The organism is Haemophilus paraphrohaemolyticus (assembly GCF_002015045.1).
In the GTDB taxonomy this organism is placed as follows: domain Bacteria; phylum Pseudomonadota; class Gammaproteobacteria; order Enterobacterales; family Pasteurellaceae; genus Haemophilus_A; species Haemophilus_A paraphrohaemolyticus.
This window is the reverse complement of sequence record NZ_MUXX01000012.1, coordinates 294,171-309,949: the sequence shown is the minus strand read 5'-3', so window position 1 is coordinate 309,949 and position 15,779 is coordinate 294,171. Positions and strand designations below refer to the sequence as shown.

The following is a 15,779-nucleotide window of genomic DNA, read 5'->3' as shown; positions in this document are numbered from 1 at the left end:
TTCCTCTCAACATAATTAGCTAAACCAACAAATTTGACGAGCAGCCATAATCAATTCGCCTGCTTTCTCTTCAGATAATTCTTCAATATCCGCTAATTCGTCTGTGCCTTGTTCAGCTAATTCTTCAAGGTTGGTAATGCCTTTTTCTGCTAATCTGAATGCGATATGGCGTTCCATACCTTCAAGGTTTAATAATTTCTCATCGATTTGAGCTTGTTTTAAAGCTGCTTCTTCTTCAAGGGCTTTCTTAGTGATTGCATTTTTTGCACGAGCTTGTAACTCTTCGACTAAGTCTTCATCTTCCAAGCCATCAATTGCTGTTAAAGCATCAACTGGAACATATGCAATCGCTTCTAAAGAAGTAAAGCCTTCATCAATTAACACTTGTGCAAACTCATCATCAATTTCTAATGCTGAAGTTAAAAGGTTAATCACTTTACCATCTTCTTCTTGTGCTTTCTTATCAAGCTCTTCCACTGTCATTACGTTTAATGTCCAGCCTGTTAATTGGGTAGCTAAACGCACGTTTTGACCATTACGACCAATCGCTTGTGCTAAGTTTTTCGCCTCAACCGCAATATCCATTGAGTGAGTTTCATCGTTAATTGTAATTGAGCTCACATCTGCAGGTGCCATTGCGTTGATCACAAATTGCGCAGGGTTGTCGTCCCAAAGCACGATATCAACACGCTCACCGCCAAGCTCATTGCTGATCGCTTGAACACGTGAACCACGCATACCCACGCAAGCACCTACTGGATCGATACGTTTATCGTTAGATTTCACGGTAATTTTCGCACGTGAACCAGGATCGCGTGCTGCACCTTTAATCTCGATGATTTGTTCACCGATCTCTGGCACTTCAAGTTTGAATAGCTCTTCTAACATCACAGGTTTTGCACGGGTTATAAAGATTTGTGGGCCTTTAGATTCAGGCTTAATCGCATATAACACGCCACGCACACGGTCACCTGGGCGGAAGTTTTCACGCGGAAGCATATCTTCACGCACAATAACCGCTTCGCCTTTGATGTCTTCTGTTTTACCTTGAAGCTCAAGGAAGATATTATCGCGGGTGACTTTTTTCACGGTTGCACTGATGATTTTGCCTTCATCTGGACGGAACTCATCAATGATTTTGCTCTTCTCTGCTTCACGGATTTTCGTTTTTACCACTTGACCGAAGGTTTGAATTGCCACGCGACCGAATTCAATAGATTCCACTTCATCTTCAACTACATCGCCTAATTGGATTTCAGGATTGTCGAATTGTGCGGCTTCTAAGCTGATTTCACGCGTCATATTATGCACTTCTTCCACCACTAACCAACGACGGAAAGTTTGAAATGCACCGGTTTTACGATCAACCACAACACGCACATCAATATCTAAATCACTACCTTTTTTCGTTGCGATGGTTAAAGCTGTTTCTAAAGCTTCAAAAATCGCTTCTTTTGGTAATTGTTTCTCGTTTGAAACCGCTTCAGCGGCTAAAAGAATCTCTTTACTCATTGGATTTCTCTTTCAATTATCAATATAGGTTAAAAATCAAATACAGGCACTAAATTTGCCTTTTGAATATTGCCAAATGCGAACTGACGTGGCTCGTTATCTACGATTAAGGTAATCAAATCGCCTTCAACACTTTCTAATTTACCTTGCCATTTACGGCGGTCAAACATTGGGATACGTAAGTGAACCACCATATCACGTCCTACAAAACGCTCGTAATGAGCCAATGTGAACAATGGACGATCTAAACCAGGAGAAGACACTTCAAGGTTATATTTGTCTGCGATAGGATCTTCAACATCTAAAATCGCACTGACTTGACGGCTAACATCGCTACAATCATCAATTGTTACGCCACCTTCTTTATCAATAAATAAACGGACGGTTAAATAACGTCCTGCACGTTGACATTCAATGCCAACTAACTCACACCCCATTGCTTCAATGGTGTCTGCAGTTAACTCTTCTAATTTCTGCTCTAAAGTAGCCAAAGGTTTTCTCCAGATGTAAAAAAAGGGCTTAACCAGCCCTCATGATACGAATAAACTGTATCCGCCACCTATATTCTTTAAACGCAAGCAATACAAGCGGTTTGTTTTACGTGATATTTTGCAAATAGATTACAAGAATACATAAAACAAAGCTCACAGACCTTATCAGGAATGTGAGCCGATAAAACTGGTTGCGGGGGCCGGATTTGAACCAACGACCTTCGGGTTATGAGCCCGACGAGCTACCAAGCTGCTCCACCCCGCGTCTGATGGAGCGTATTATAGAGATTTTGGAGATGATGTCAAATATTTTTTTTGAAAATAAAAACAAAACGGTTCCTGAGCTTGTCGAAGAATGAGTTTTGTTGCTTCCCTTTAATTCATTACAAATAAAGTGTAGAATGCTCCAATTATTCATTTATATAGATAAAAACAGAGAGAACTATGAGCGAAGAAATTTTAACGCAAGAAAATGATGTTCGTGCGAATTTTATTACCCATATTATTGATGAAGATTTAGCATCGGGTAAACACAACAGTGTACATACCCGTTTCCCACCTGAGCCAAATGGCTATTTACATATTGGTCACGCCAAATCAATCTGCTTAAACTTCGGAATTGCCGAAGATTACAAAGGTTTATGTAACCTCCGTTTTGATGACACCAACCCAGTAAAAGAAGATGTGGAATATGTCGATTCTATTAAAGCTGACGTTGAATGGTTAGGCTTTAAATGGGAAGGCGAGCCGCGTTATGCCTCAGATTATTTTGACCAACTTTACGGCTATGCGATTGAGCTTATCAAAAAAGGCTTAGCGTATGTAGATGAGCTTTCGCCAGAAGAGATGCGTGAATATCGCGGTACATTAACAGAAGCGGGTAAAAACAGTCCATATCGCGACCGCTCTGTGGAAGAGAACTTAACCTTATTCGAGAAAATGAAAAACGGTGAGTTTGAAGAAGGTAAAGCGAGCTTGCGTGCAAAAATTGATATGGCTTCGCCATTTATGGTAATGCGTGACCCTGTGTTATATCGTATTAAATTCGCTAGCCACCACCAAACAGGCGATAAATGGTGCATTTATCCGATGTACGATTTCACGCACTGTATTTCAGATGCGATTGAGCGTATTACTCACTCATTATGTACATTAGAATTCCAAGACAACCGTCGTTTATATGACTGGGTGTTAGATAATATCAGTATTGAACATCCGTTACCGCATCAATACGAATTCTCGCGTTTAAACTTAGAAGGTACTTTAACTTCTAAACGTAAGCTATTGAAATTGGTAAATGAAGAGATTGTTGATGGTTGGAACGACCCGCGTATGCCAACCATTTCAGGTTTACGTCGCCGTGGTTATACGCCAGCATCTATTCGTGAATTCTGTCGTCGTATTGGCGTGACCAAACAAGATAACGTAGTGGAATACTCTGCCCTTGAAGCCTGCATTCGTGAAGATTTAAACGAAAATGCACCACGTGCAATGGCTGTAATTAATCCTGTTAAAGTAGTAATTGAAAACTTCGAAGGCGAAGAGTGGTTAAAAGCACCAAATCATCCAAACCGTGAAGAATTAGGCTCTCGCGAATTGCCTTTCACGAAAGAGCTTTACATTGACGAAGCTGACTTCCGTGAAGAAGCAAACAAACAATACAAACGCTTAGTATTAGGTAAAGAAGTGCGTTTACGTAATGCTTATGTGATCAAAGCTGAACGTGTAGAAAAAGATGCAAGCGGTAAAATTACCACCATTTATTGCACATATGATTCGGAAACCTTAGGCAAAAATCCTGCAGACGGTCGTAAAGTGAAAGGTGTAATCCACTGGGTTTCTGCAACACACGCCAAACCTGCAGAATTCCGTTTATACAATCGCTTATTCACTGTACCGAATCCAGGTGCGGAAGAAGAGCTCGAAAGCGTATTAAACCCAAATTCTTTAGTAGTAAAACACGGTTTTGTTGAACCAAGTTTAGCAAACGCAAAAGCAGAACAAGGTTACCAATTCGAACGCGAAGGCTATTACTGCTTAGATAGCAAAGACAGCCACCCAGAACACTTAATCTTCAACTTAACTGTAAGTTTAAAAGAAAGTGTGGCGTTTTAATTAAACGATAAATTACATAGGGGCTAACCATATTAGCCCTTTTAAATAGAATTATTTTATATAGGAATGCCCTACCCTCTTAACCCCGTTCGCCAAATGTCTTACAACAAATCAAGAAGCACATATTGGACGCTATCTCGCTATAAAACAACCTGATGGAGCTTGGTTATTTAATTGGAGCACAATCGGCATGTAGTAAAAAGTTGGACGGGGATAACCCGTCCCTACGCTAATATCACACCACAGGTCTCTCCCGATAAAACAACAAACCTGGCAATGCCAATCCAAACACAATCGCCCCCAGAATAAAGGTGGTATTCAAAAATGCACTAATCGCATTTTCAAACCTAATTTCAGAGAAGCCGAAATGATGAAGCTGCACCATCCCAATCATTGCCTTATAGGCATATACCCCAGGAATCATCGGAATAATTGCCGCAACAGTAAATGCTTTTGGATGTGCTAAATAACGGTGAGATAAATGCACACCAATAAAGCCAATTACACAGGTAGCAAAAAAAGTAGCAAAGACAATAGGAATATGAATTTGCAGTAATAATGTGCGAGTAACGTGCCCTAAGGCTCCTAAAATCGCACAATACTTCAACGCTTTTACAGGTGTATTAAACACCAAGCCGAACCCTACCGCAGGAATGGCCGCAAAGAACATATCGTCTAACAAACTGAATATAAAATCCATTTTAATGCCCCCAAGTCGAAATATTCATCATGCTTAACGCAAATACAATCCCCAAACAAGCCCCAAAAGTGAGAATAGTAGCAACTGTCCAACGCCCAATTCCCATATTGATATAGCCTTTCAAAATATCCGCCAGCGAATTGATAAGAGGAAAACCAGGTACAAGCAATAAAACGCTGGAAGCCAATGCCACTTGCGGATCGTTTCCCCACTGATATTTCAAGCTTAAGCCCGAAATCAGAGATGAAACAAAAGAGGTCATCGCAAATACAATCAGCGCATTATAATGCAGTTTAGATAATACTTGACGCACGAACATTCCCACAGCAGAAGCAAAAAAAGTAATCACACAAATCACCCAATCGCCCCCTGAAAGATGAGCAAAAGAAGCACAAGAAAGTCCAATCATTCCTACCACTAGCATTGGTGGATATTTCAGCGGTTTTAATCGATTCAACTTTTGTTGTGTCATTTCTAAATCATACAGTTTATGCTCCACCGCAATCACAATCCGCTGCACATCGGTGACCATCTGCATATTAATGCCTTTATCGCTGTTTTTCCGCGTGGTCGTAATGCAGTGTTGTTCTGAAAGTGTTGTGAGCACAATCGCATTCGCTGTTAAAGCACACTCCACACTCTCCACACCTAATGCGACACCCAATCGCTGAGCCATTTGTACCACCACCGTACTCTCCGCCCCGTGTTGCAATAGCAATAGCGCCACTTGAATACACGCCCTTGTTACTGCCCGTTGATGTTCCTGTTCCATATTGAACCTCGCACAAAAATCAAACTGCCCAAATTATAATCCTAATGCCTCAATGTGATTAGAAAATAAATTTGAGTTATGATCTAGGTCAAAAGATAAGAAAATTGATGTAATCGCAAAAAATTCCCAAAAACAAACCGCTTGTAGCGTCTCTGCTACAAGCGGTTGATTTTTTATTAGAATTTGCAATAACTTTATTTAGCCGCCTGCAAAATGGTTTTTAGCTGCAACACACTCGGTGTTACTACAGGCAAAAATGCACCTTCTCGCCAACGGCGGATAAAATCTGAACCTGCGTTTTGCAAGTAGCCTCGACCTCCAGAAGCCTGTAATTCAAGCAATAAACTTGAGGCAACCACATCCACAATTTCGATACGCACATCAAATAAGGCCTTTGGATTGTCGATAAAGAAATTGGATTGATTTAATCCTTCCGCTAATCGGTGTTCTAAATTAGCTAATTTTTGAACCTGTTTATCATATTCTGGTTTTAGCACAGAACGATTATCCACGTAATCGAGTGATTTTTTCACTTCCGAAAGGCTACGTGCTGCCAAACCAAATGCCATTGCGCATTGCAATCCTAGGAAAGTTGGGCGCACTTGGGCTAAATATTCACCTGCGTTTTCTGCAATGATCCAATCAGAAACGAGCTCCACGTGATTTAACTCTATCGCCACCGTATTACTGCCTTGTAGTGCTACAAGCGATAATTCTTTCGTGCGGGTCACACCATTTGCGTTATACGGTAACACAATAATTACAGGTGGTTTGCTTCCATCTGCATATTCTGCAGCACAAATTGTGATAAATCCGTCCTCTTTCAGATTGGTAATCCACGGCAAGCGACCTTGTAAATAGCGTTTTCCGCTTTCTTCTACAATTGTTACTTGTAATTCTTCAATGCCTGAAAGGAATTTCACCGCATTTGATAAGCCCGTACCGCCCGATAATTCACCATTTAATAAATCACCCAACCAACGTTCACGCGGGAAGCTATTTTTACTGCTTAATAAATTTTGGATTAAGGTGCGATGCCCCCAAGAGATAAAACCTGCCGTTAAAGAGTAAGTCGAAATTTCACGCACCGCTTCCATCGCTTGTTGGAATGAACCACCTTTGCCTCCCAATACTTCAGGCACCCCAATTTTAAAAATACTCTCTTGTGCCACTCGCTTAAATAACTCATCGGCATATTGATTTGATTGATCAATCTCTGCTGCGTGTTGGTTTAACCATTCAATAAATTCAGTTGATAGATATTTAGCCATAAAATGCTCCTTTAATCGTTAAAAAATGAAGTTGGAGCGATATTAGACAAAAAGCAAACGATTGAGAAATAATAAAAACCTACTTATTATTCATTTTTGTTCTGAAAATCATTAGATTAAAAAGTTATAAAAATTAAATAATCGTATTTCCTTCATCGGTGCTTCTCTTTTATTTTAACAAATGATATGGCTCTTACTGTTAATAATATTGCTTTAGTCTGAGAAAATCGAATCAAGGAAATCGAAACCTAAATTTCCGAACTAGAAAAAGTGTTGGAAAATTCAGAGCATACGAAAAAAGCGGTTTTAGACAAATGGCTTTGATCTAAACAAAACGCTATCTTTAAAATAAAAGATAGCGTTTTTTCTATTTATGTAGTCTCAACTGCACTACTGCTAATGCCGTTAAGAAAACGACCGCTTGGATGAGCACAATGAAAGGTCCTGTTGCGGCATCAAAATGGAAGCTGAGGAAAATGCCCCAGAAAACGCTGTTTACTGAGGTTAAAATCGCGATGAGCATCATTCGTTCGAAGCGTTTGGTAAGAATATAGCCGGTAATTCCTGGTGTAATCAGCATTGCGACTACCAAAATTACGCCGACTACTTGCATGGCACTAATGATGACTAACGCCAATAATACCAGCAAGCTGTAATGCAAGAATGTAGTATTTAAACCCACCGTGCGGGCGTGCATTGTATCGAAGCAGTAAAGTAAGAAATCTCGACGTTTGAGCACAATCACAAGGAACACAAAGGCGGAAATAATTAAGCTTTGATAGAATTCGTGGGCGGTAATGCCGAGCAAGTCGCCAAATAAAATATGCATCAAATGCTGGTTGCTTTCTACTTTGGTAAACATAACCAAACCGATAGCAAACATCCCTGAGAACACTATGCCCATCACGGTATCTTCTTTAATTCGGCTATTTGTTTTTAAATAGCCTACGGCAATAGTACAGAAAACACCAGAGAAAAACGCACCAATTGCGAGTGGGATAGAGAGCATATAAGCAAGTACGATCCCTGGTAACACCGCATGGGAAATCGCATCGCCCATCAAAGACCAGCCTTTTAGCACTAAATAGCAAGATAACGTAGCACAGATAACCGCTACAACCAGCCCGATAATCAACGCCTGTTGCATAAAAGGAAACGCAAGCGGTTCAGCAAACCATTGATAAATCGCATTCATCATAGACTCCCCCCTTGACCTGCTTCACAAGCGGTGGCTTTTACGGATTGATTTGCAAATCGGCGTGGAATCAAGCCATATTTTGGCGAGAAGAAAAATGCGATTAAGAAAATCAAAGTTTGCAATGCGACAATACAACCACCTGTTGCCCCATCAATGTAGTAGCTGATATAAGCCCCAACAACGCTGGTAATACCGCCTAATAGTGTTGAGATAATCAATAATTTACCGAAGCGATCAGTTAAAAGATAGGCTGTCGCCCCTGGGGTAACCACCATTGAGATCACTAAAATCGCCCCGACGCTTTGCAGTGCAGTAACCACACAAGCACTGAGCAAACTAAAAAAGATGATTTTTAACTTAAGCGGTGAAATACCAACTGCTTTGGCTTGTACCTCGTCGAAGAAAACCAACAAGAGATCTTTCCAGTAAAAGAACAAAAGTACGATAGTAACACCCAGAATAATCAACACTTGGTTTACATCTTCATCTGCAATGCCCAGAATATTACCGAGAATGATCGACTGCACGTTTACCGAAGTTGGATGAATGGAAATAATAAATAAGCCCAAGGCAAAAAAGGTGGTAAAAATAAAGCCGATTACCGCATCTTCTTTGAGTTTAGTTATTGATTTCACAGCAAGAATCGCAAGCGTAGCAAAAAATCCAGAGAAAAAAGCACCCATCGCATAAGGTAGAGAAAAAGCATACGCCAGAGCAACACCTGGTACAACTGCGTGCGATAAGGCATCGCCAATCAATGACCAACCTTTGAGCATTAAATAGGAAGAAAGAAACGCACACACTGCCCCAATCACACCGCTTAGCGCAATGGCTTTAAACATATAGTCGTAACTAAAGGGTTCGAGTAATAATTCCAACATACTCTACTCCGCTTTTTGACTTTGATTAAAATGTGAAGTTTGGAATTGATAACGCAACACACCGCCAAAAACACGTTCTAAGTTTTCAGGTGTGAAAGTTTGTTCAATAGATCCTGTGGCAAGCACAGTGCGGTTAATCATTACCGCTTGGTCGCAAAAACTTGGCACAGTACTTAAATTATGAGTAGAAACTAAAATGAGATGCCCACTATCACGAAGCTGTTTAAGTAGCTCAATAATCGCATTTTCTGTTTTCACATCCACGCCTGTGAACGGCTCATCTAATAGAATAATTTTGCTCTCTTGAGCAAGAGAGCGAGCCAGAAAAACCCGCTTTTTCTGACCGCCCGAAAGTTCACCAATTTGGCGATCAGCAAGATGAGCTATACTCACTCGCTCCATCGCCTCTTGGACTTTTTGTTTATCTTTTGCAGAAGGAATACGCAAAAAGTTCATATAACCATAACGCCCCATCATTACCACGTCATACACAGAAACGGGGAATTGCCAGTCTACTTCTTCGCTTTGCGGAACGTATGCCACTAAATTTTGCTTAAGTGCTTGGCGAACGGGTAAACCACATAATTTAATGGAACCTTTCGGGTTAATTAACCCCATAATGCTCTTAAATAACGTTGATTTACCACTGCCATTCACACCTAATAAGGCACAAATGGTGCTTTTCTCAAGAGAAAAGGTGACATTGTGTAACGCTATGTGCCCGTTGTTATAACGCACGCTAGCATCTTTTACGATGAGTGAAGTCTGGAGAGTATTCATTTTGGTTATTTATTCCTTCTATTTACGGTCAAATCCATCTGCGACGGTACCAACAGTGACTTTTAATAAGTCAATATAAGTTGGAACAGGACCATCTTTGGTTGAAAGTGAGTCAACATAAAGCACGCCGCCGTATTTTGCTCCTGTTTCTTTCGCTACTTGTTTTGCAGGTTTGTCAGAAACAGTACTTTCACTAAATACAACAGGAATATGATGTTTACGAACACCGTCAATCACTTTACGAATTTGTTTTGGTGTGCCTTGTTCATCTGAGTTAATTGCCCAGAGATAAAGCTCTTTGAAGCCATAATCACGAGTTAAATAGCTAAATGCTCCTTCACTGGTTACTAACCAACGTTGACCTTCAGGCACTTTCGCTAAACGTTCGCGTAGCGGTTGGTCTAATGCCATAATTTTATTCGCATAGGCTTTCGCATTTGCATTATATTTTTCTGCATTTTCAGGATCATATTTCACCAACGCTTTGCGGATATTTTCGATATATACCAACGCATTTTTTGGTGACATCCAAGCGTGCGGATTTGGTTTATCTTTGTAAGGGCCTTCAAAGATAGACATCGGCTCAATACCTTCTGTCACCACCACGGCCGGTTTATCTTTAATATTGGTAAAGAAACGTTCAAACCACATTTCGAGGTTCATCCCGTTCCACAAAATCAAATCAGCAGATTGAGCTTTCACAATATCTTGCGGGGTTGGTTGATATTCGTGAATTTCCGCACCGGGTTTGGTGATTGACTCAACAACAGCAGAGTCCCCTGCTACGTTTTGTGCAATATCTTGAATAACAGTAAATGTAGTCACCACTTTAAGCGGTTTTGCATAAACTGAACCCATCGAAAGTGCCACAGCACTTAACACAGCCAATAATTTTTTCATTTTAATCTCCTTTAAAAAATATGGTTAATTGGCAAGAATATTCTAATCCGATTATATTTAAATGCAAATGGTTTTTATCTTGTAAATTTAATTTATTATGTGAAAAAAGCGTACTTCTTTTTAAGATTCCAAGAAATACGCTTTTACATATTATTTCAATTGATTGAAGGCTTGTCGAAGATCTGCTTTTAAATCATCAATATGCTCAAGTCCTACTGAGAAACGCAACAAGGTGTTCGTAATCCCGCGGGCGATACGCTCGTGTTCTGGAATATCCATATGCGTTTGGGTTGCAGGATAAGTAATGAAACTTTCCGTACCACCTAAACTTTCCGCAAAGGTGATCAGCTGAATCGCTTTTAAGAACTTCGGCACCCACTCTTCTTTTTGTAAGCGGAATGAAAGCATACCGCTCTTGCCTGAATAGAGCACGCTGTCAATTTCTGGCTGCTCTGCTAAGAATTTCGCCAATTCAGTCGCGTTAGATTGGTGGCGTTCCATACGCAACGCCAACGTTTTCAAACCACGCACCGCAAGGTAAGAATCGAATGGCGAAAGCACCGCACCTGCCCCGTTTTGGATATAATATAAACGCTCGCTTAAGTTTTGACCTACTTCGTTTTTCGTCGCGTCAGAATCTTTAGCAACGATTAAACCTGCCAATACATCGTTATGACCTGAAAGGTATTTGGTCGCACTGTGAATGACAATATCTGCCCCATGTTCAATCGGACGGAACAATACTGGTGTTAAGAAAGTGTTATCCACAATTAAAATCAAATTGTGCTTTTTCGCAACGGCTGAAATCGCCCCCACATCACACTCTTCCATCAACGGGTTTGATGGTGTTTCAATAAAAATCGCCTTAGTATTTGGTGTAATCGCCGCCTCAATCGCCGCCACATCTGCGGTATTCACATACACAGGTTTCACTGTGTGATTGTTTTTATAGCAGAAATCTAACAAGCGGTAAGTGCCACCGTAAACATCGCTTGAAATAATCCACTCATCTGGTGATTTAAATAGCGACATAATTAGCTGAATCGCTGCCATACCTGAAGCAGTAGCAAAACCTGCATCACCGCCTTCTAAATCAGCAATACCCTGCTCTAACACGGCACGAGTTGGGTTTTTGGTTCGAGTGTAGTCAAAGCCTGTCGATTCACCCAAGCCATCACGCCCATAAGCGGTTGATAAAATAATGGGAGTTGCCACTGCACCTGTACTAGGATCGGTACGGTTACCTAGTTGTACTAATGTGGTTTCGATGTTATTGAATTTGGTCATTTTATATTTCCTATATAGCTCTCCCTCTTTAGAAAAAGAGGAGTTGTGGGAGATTTGATGCGATGTGAATTAGATCAGAGGAAAATTTAATATCGTAAAAATCTCCCCTAATCCCTCTTTACAAAAGAGGGAGACTTTCTTTAACGCATCAACATCATTGCGTTTACAATAAATTCTTACAAATTATTTAGATCTAACACATCTGTCATATCAAATAAGCCTGTTTGTTTGCTTTCAAGCCATTTTGCAGCACGCACAGCACCGTTGGCGAAAGTCATACGGCTGGAGGCTTTGTGGGCAATTTCCACACGTTCACCTTCATCAGCAAACCAGACAGAATGCTCACCCACCACATCACCCGCGCGAATGGTCGCAAAGCCGATTTCATCTCGTTTACGTTCGCCTGTAATGCCGTTGCGTTCAAATACGCCGTGAGTTTTTAAATCACGTCCTAACGTTCTCGCGATATGTTCGCCCATAGATAACGCCGTGCCAGATGGTGCATCAACTTTATGGCGGTGATGTGCTTCAATCACTTCAATATCGCAATAATCGCCCATCACTTTTGCTGCTTTTTCAAGCAACTTAAAGACTAAATTCACACCGACGCTGTAGTTAGAAGCAAATACGATGCTGATTTTTTCTGCAGCGGCTTGAATCGCTTGTTTGCCTGTATCGTCAAAACCTGTCGTGCCGATCACCATTTTCTTATGATTCGCCACACAAAAGGCGATATGTTCTAACGTGCCTTCTGGGCGAGTAAAATCGATCAATACATCAAAGTTTGGATTTTCGGCTAAAGTTGCTTTAATCGCCACGCCTAAATTGCCTAAGCCAACCAATTCGCCAGCATCTGCACCAATTAAAGATGATCCTGCACGTTCAAATGCTGCCGTTAATTCCACGCCGTCAAATTGATGAACAGCTTGAATTAAGTTACGCCCCATTCGACCGCCAGCACCCACTATTCCGATTTTTAATGTCATATTTGCTTCCTCTATCCTATTATAAAAAACTATAAGCGGCTTGATTTTACTCTAAATTTACAATTTTTTAAAAGTAAAAGATGGCGCAGAATATATAGCCATAAAAAATAGCTTTAATAGAGATCTATTAAAGCTATCCAATTAAGTAAAAATTATTTTACCAACTTCAAATGCGTTGGTTTTTTCTTCACAATTTTTTTCGGTTTAATTTCTTCCGATTTTTCAGCGGTGCGAGCAAGATAGCTTTCCTCGCTGTAATATTCTTCCTCTTGGAACATTATGCCGTCGCCTGTTTCTTGAGCATAAAGTGCTTCGGCTGCACCAAATGGAACGTACAAATCGCGAATCATTCCTTGAAATCTCGCACTAAATGAAATGCCTTCATCATCTACCACATAATTACCAATGGAACGAGGCGAAATGTTTAAGATGATTTTTCCATCGCGGATAAACTCAATCGGTACATCCACATCAGGATAATCGCAATTTACCAACAAATAAGGGGTACTGTTGTTATCGCAAATCCAGCTGTAATAAGCGTAATAAATATAAGGGCGTAATGGTTTCATTAATCTTTATCGTCCATTAAATGTTTAGGTGCTGCACCGCCAACAGATTGCATAAAACTATCGCGCTTAAATACACGGTTCATATAGTTTTTCACTGGTTTTGCTGCAGAGCCAGTAAATTCTACGCCTAAGTTAATCATTCGCCATAATAATGGTGCAATGTAACAATCTGCTAAGCCAAACTCTTCACTCATAAAATAAGGCATCGCATCAAAAACAGGGGCTAACGCTAAAATTTCTTCACGAAGTTGAGCTAACGCTTTTTTACCTTGAGCAGAAACGGGATCTTTATTTACGATATCAATTAAAGAGTACCAATCTTGTTCAATACGGAACATGGTTAAACGGCATTTTGCACGTAAAACGGGATAAACAGGTAAAAGTGGCGGATGAGGAAAACGCTCATCAAGATATTCCATAATGATGCGAGAATTGAATAATACTAAATCGCGATCAATCAATGTCGGCACACTACCGTATGGGTTTACTTCCACTAAATCTTCTGAAATAGCATCTGGAGTAATATTTTCAATTTCATAAGGCACGCCTTTTTCCGCTAACACAATGCGAACTTGGTGGCTATAAATATCACTTTTTTCTGAAAATAAGGTGGTTACCGAACGTTTATTTGCACTACTCGTCATTTATCTTTCTCCAATAATTCAAGCTCATTAAATCTGCTAAAAATAGTAATGTATTGTAGCATAACAGCTTGATAAAATCACAGGTTTTATTTTTTGTACTTTTGGGTAAAAGAACGATAGAATCTTACCGCTTCAAAAAACAAAGCAACCGTTTGCCTTTTGTGGTATCCTACGCAAAATTTTAATTCAATAGAGAAAATATATGACTAATAAAGCTGAAATTGCCATCGTTATGGGCTCTAAAAGTGATTGGGCAACAATGAGTGAAGCAACCCAAATATTAGACCAATTTTCGTTACCTTATCACGTTGAAGTGGTTTCCGCACATCGTACGCCAGATAAACTTTTCACTTTTGCTGAAAACGCCGAAAAAAATGGCTATAAAGTGATTATTGCTGGTGCTGGCGGAGCGGCGCATCTGCCTGGAATGATTGCAGCGAAAACCATTGTACCTGTACTTGGCGTACCTGTGAAAAGCTCTATGCTTAGCGGTGTCGATAGCCTATACTCTATCGTCCAAATGCCAAAAGGCATTCCTGTTGGCACGCTAGCGATTGGCCCTGCGGGTGCCGCAAATGCAGGTTTATTAGCGGCTCAAATTTTAGCAGCATTTAATCCTGAACTTGCTCAAAAACTCCACGCTTTCCGCCAAGAACAAACGGAACAAGTATTAAATACCCCTGATCCGCGAGTTGCATAATGGCGAAAAAGTTACTAATTTTACACACAGGCGGTACGATTTCCATGAAAGAAGGTGAAAACGGCAAAGTTTCGCCTTCAGCTCGTAATCCATTATTGGATGCATTAGAACGTCTTAACCATCCTGCAGAATTACATCAAGAGTCTGTATTTAATGTACCTTCTCCGCATATCACGCTCGATCACTGGCTTGTATTAAAAGATCGCATTGAGCAAGCGGTGAATGAAGAACATTTCGATGGCATTGTGATTACTCACGGCACGGATACGCTTGAAGAAACTGCTTATTTCCTCGATTTGGCTCTCAATATCAATGTGCCAATCGCCATTACTGGAGCAATGCGTTCAAGCAATGAACTTGGTTCAGACGGGTTAATTAACTTGCAAAGTGCTATTTTGGTGGCATTAAGCGAAGATTCGAAAGGCAAGGGCGTATTGGTGGTAATGAATGACGAAGTGCATCACGCGAAATTTGTGACCAAAACACACACGACTAATGTGGCAACATTCCAAACGCCAACCTTTGGACCTTGCGGATTGATTACCAAAAACAATGTAATCTATTTCCAAAAATTGACCGCTTACGAGTGCTTCCCTGTACGGGAGATCACAAAAAACAACATTCAACTCGTAAAGGCTTATGCTGGAATGGATAGCTTCTTGCTTGAGCAACTGGCTCATCACGGTTGCGATGGCGTGGTAATTGAAGCTTTAGGCGCAGGCAATCTCCCGCCAACTTCACTCAAAGGCTTGCACGCACTGATTGAAGCGAATATTCCTGTGGTGCTCGTATCACGTGCGTTCCACGGTGTAACACAAGATGTGTATGACTATCTTGGCGGAGGTAAAAAACTCAAGCAACAAGGCGTAATTTTTACCACAGGTTTAAGTGGTCAAAAAGCTCGCATTAAATTGTTAGTTTTACTTAACCAGCAACGAGAAAAACCACTCTCTCACTATTTTTAACTCAGATT

At 40.6% G+C, this 15,779-nt stretch carries 16 protein-coding genes and 1 tRNA gene; 3 read left to right on the top strand and 14 right to left on the bottom strand.

The features are described 5' to 3' along the window. Positions 1-15: 15 nt before the first annotated feature. The 3 genes from nusA to B0184_RS07095 all read right to left on the bottom strand — a co-directional run bounded on the left by nusA (position 16) and on the right by B0184_RS07095 (position 2,268). The gene (gene nusA / locus B0184_RS07105; RefSeq protein ID WP_005709944.1) at positions 16-1,512 is read right to left on the bottom strand and encodes a transcription termination factor NusA; all 1,497 of its coding nucleotides are present in this window, start codon (positions 1,510-1,512) and stop codon (positions 16-18) included. 29 nt (positions 1,513-1,541) lie between these two features. After that, complete coding sequence (gene rimP, locus B0184_RS07100) at positions 1,542-2,003, bottom strand: ribosome maturation factor RimP (RefSeq protein WP_005710024.1); 462 nt, start codon at positions 2,001-2,003, stop codon at positions 1,542-1,544. 188 nt (positions 2,004-2,191) lie between these two features. After that, positions 2,192-2,268 (bottom strand) — tRNA-Met (locus tag B0184_RS07095). Between the two features lie 179 nt (positions 2,269-2,447). Here B0184_RS07095 and glnS point away from each other — a divergent pair. After that, the gene (gene glnS / locus B0184_RS07090; protein ID WP_005709857.1) at positions 2,448-4,118 is read left to right on the top strand and encodes a glutamine--tRNA ligase; all 1,671 of its coding nucleotides are present in this window, start codon (positions 2,448-2,450) and stop codon (positions 4,116-4,118) included. Between the two features lie 235 nt (positions 4,119-4,353). On the opposite strand, the gene B0184_RS07085 is transcribed toward glnS, so the two are convergent. The 11 genes from B0184_RS07085 to sspA all read right to left on the bottom strand — a co-directional run bounded on the left by B0184_RS07085 (position 4,354) and on the right by sspA (position 14,106). Further along, on the bottom strand, positions 4,354-4,818 hold the full coding sequence (locus B0184_RS07085; RefSeq protein ID WP_039851657.1) for a threonine/serine exporter family protein: 465 nt from the start codon (positions 4,816-4,818) through the stop codon (positions 4,354-4,356). A gap of 1 nt (position 4,819) precedes the next feature. Then, entirely contained in the window at positions 4,820-5,590 is a 771-nt protein-coding gene (locus B0184_RS07080; protein WP_005710017.1) for a threonine/serine exporter family protein, read from the bottom strand. A 194-nt stretch (positions 5,591-5,784) separates the two neighbouring features. Next, positions 5,785-6,861, bottom strand: coding sequence for an acyl-CoA dehydrogenase family protein (locus tag B0184_RS07075; protein WP_005709920.1), 1,077 nt, complete (start codon positions 6,859-6,861; stop codon positions 5,785-5,787). Between the two features lie 367 nt (positions 6,862-7,228). Further along, on the bottom strand, positions 7,229-8,056 hold the full coding sequence (locus tag B0184_RS07065; protein WP_005710046.1) for a metal ABC transporter permease: 828 nt from the start codon (positions 8,054-8,056) through the stop codon (positions 7,229-7,231). Beyond that, entirely contained in the window at positions 8,056-8,940 is an 885-nt protein-coding gene (locus B0184_RS07060) for a metal ABC transporter permease (RefSeq protein ID WP_005710020.1), read from the bottom strand. Before B0184_RS07060 ends, B0184_RS07065 begins: the two co-directional genes overlap by 1 nt. 3 nt (positions 8,941-8,943) lie before the next feature. Continuing rightward, the gene (locus B0184_RS07055; protein WP_005709935.1) at positions 8,944-9,720 is read right to left on the bottom strand and encodes a metal ABC transporter ATP-binding protein; all 777 of its coding nucleotides are present in this window, start codon (positions 9,718-9,720) and stop codon (positions 8,944-8,946) included. An 18-nt stretch (positions 9,721-9,738) separates the two neighbouring features. After that, complete coding sequence (locus B0184_RS07050) at positions 9,739-10,620, bottom strand: metal ABC transporter substrate-binding protein (protein ID WP_005709984.1); 882 nt, start codon at positions 10,618-10,620, stop codon at positions 9,739-9,741. A gap of 150 nt (positions 10,621-10,770) precedes the next feature. Beyond that, complete coding sequence (locus B0184_RS07045) at positions 10,771-11,907, bottom strand: methionine biosynthesis PLP-dependent protein (protein WP_005709866.1); 1,137 nt, start codon at positions 11,905-11,907, stop codon at positions 10,771-10,773. Positions 11,908-12,083: 176 nt separating this feature from the next. Beyond that, positions 12,084-12,893, bottom strand: a complete 810-nt coding sequence (gene dapB, locus B0184_RS07040) for a 4-hydroxy-tetrahydrodipicolinate reductase (protein ID WP_005709949.1) — start codon at positions 12,891-12,893, stop codon at positions 12,084-12,086. A 152-nt stretch (positions 12,894-13,045) separates the two neighbouring features. Then, the gene (locus B0184_RS07035; RefSeq protein WP_005709845.1) at positions 13,046-13,462 is read right to left on the bottom strand and encodes a ClpXP protease specificity-enhancing factor; all 417 of its coding nucleotides are present in this window, start codon (positions 13,460-13,462) and stop codon (positions 13,046-13,048) included. Continuing rightward, positions 13,462-14,106, bottom strand: coding sequence for a stringent starvation protein SspA (gene sspA, locus B0184_RS07030; RefSeq protein ID WP_005709988.1), 645 nt, complete (start codon positions 14,104-14,106; stop codon positions 13,462-13,464). Before sspA ends, B0184_RS07035 begins: the two co-directional genes overlap by 1 nt. A gap of 202 nt (positions 14,107-14,308) precedes the next feature. Here sspA and purE point away from each other — a divergent pair, with 202 nt between their 5' ends. Then, complete coding sequence (purE, locus tag B0184_RS07025; RefSeq protein WP_005709865.1) at positions 14,309-14,806, top strand: 5-(carboxyamino)imidazole ribonucleotide mutase; 498 nt, start codon at positions 14,309-14,311, stop codon at positions 14,804-14,806. Next, a complete protein-coding gene (locus B0184_RS07020; protein WP_005710053.1) occupies positions 14,806-15,771 on the top strand; it encodes an asparaginase in 966 nt (321 codons plus the stop codon). The genes purE and B0184_RS07020 overlap by 1 nt, the downstream gene beginning before the upstream one ends. Positions 15,772-15,779: the final 8 nt, after the last annotated feature.

Excerpts from the sequence above, each read along its gene's own strand:
- B0184_RS07075 (WP_005709920.1), bottom strand. The coding sequence starts at position 6,861 with ATGGCTAAATATCTATCAACTGAATTTATTGAATGGTTAAACCAACAC.
- sspA (WP_005709988.1), bottom strand. The coding sequence starts at position 14,106 with ATGACGAGTAGTGCAAATAAACGTTCGGTAACCACCTTATTTTCAGAA.
- B0184_RS07045 (WP_005709866.1), bottom strand. The coding sequence starts at position 11,907 with ATGACCAAATTCAATAACATCGAAACCACATTAGTACAACTAGGTAAC.
- purE (WP_005709865.1), top strand. The coding sequence starts at position 14,309 with ATGACTAATAAAGCTGAAATTGCCATCGTTATGGGCTCTAAAAGTGAT.
- B0184_RS07020 (WP_005710053.1), top strand. The coding sequence starts at position 14,806 with ATGGCGAAAAAGTTACTAATTTTACACACAGGCGGTACGATTTCCATG.
- B0184_RS07035 (WP_005709845.1), bottom strand. The coding sequence starts at position 13,462 with ATGAAACCATTACGCCCTTATATTTATTACGCTTATTACAGCTGGATT.
- dapB (WP_005709949.1), bottom strand. The coding sequence starts at position 12,893 with ATGACATTAAAAATCGGAATAGTGGGTGCTGGCGGTCGAATGGGGCGT.
- B0184_RS07065 (WP_005710046.1), bottom strand. The coding sequence starts at position 8,056 with ATGAATGCGATTTATCAATGGTTTGCTGAACCGCTTGCGTTTCCTTTT.
- B0184_RS07085 (WP_039851657.1), bottom strand. The coding sequence starts at position 4,818 with ATGGATTTTATATTCAGTTTGTTAGACGATATGTTCTTTGCGGCCATT.
- B0184_RS07050 (WP_005709984.1), bottom strand. The coding sequence starts at position 10,620 with ATGAAAAAATTATTGGCTGTGTTAAGTGCTGTGGCACTTTCGATGGGT.
- B0184_RS07060 (WP_005710020.1), bottom strand. The coding sequence starts at position 8,940 with ATGTTGGAATTATTACTCGAACCCTTTAGTTACGACTATATGTTTAAA.
- B0184_RS07055 (WP_005709935.1), bottom strand. The coding sequence starts at position 9,720 with ATGAATACTCTCCAGACTTCACTCATCGTAAAAGATGCTAGCGTGCGT.
- B0184_RS07080 (WP_005710017.1), bottom strand. The coding sequence starts at position 5,590 with ATGGAACAGGAACATCAACGGGCAGTAACAAGGGCGTGTATTCAAGTG.
- glnS (WP_005709857.1), top strand. The coding sequence starts at position 2,448 with ATGAGCGAAGAAATTTTAACGCAAGAAAATGATGTTCGTGCGAATTTT.
- nusA (WP_005709944.1), bottom strand. The coding sequence starts at position 1,512 with ATGAGTAAAGAGATTCTTTTAGCCGCTGAAGCGGTTTCAAACGAGAAA.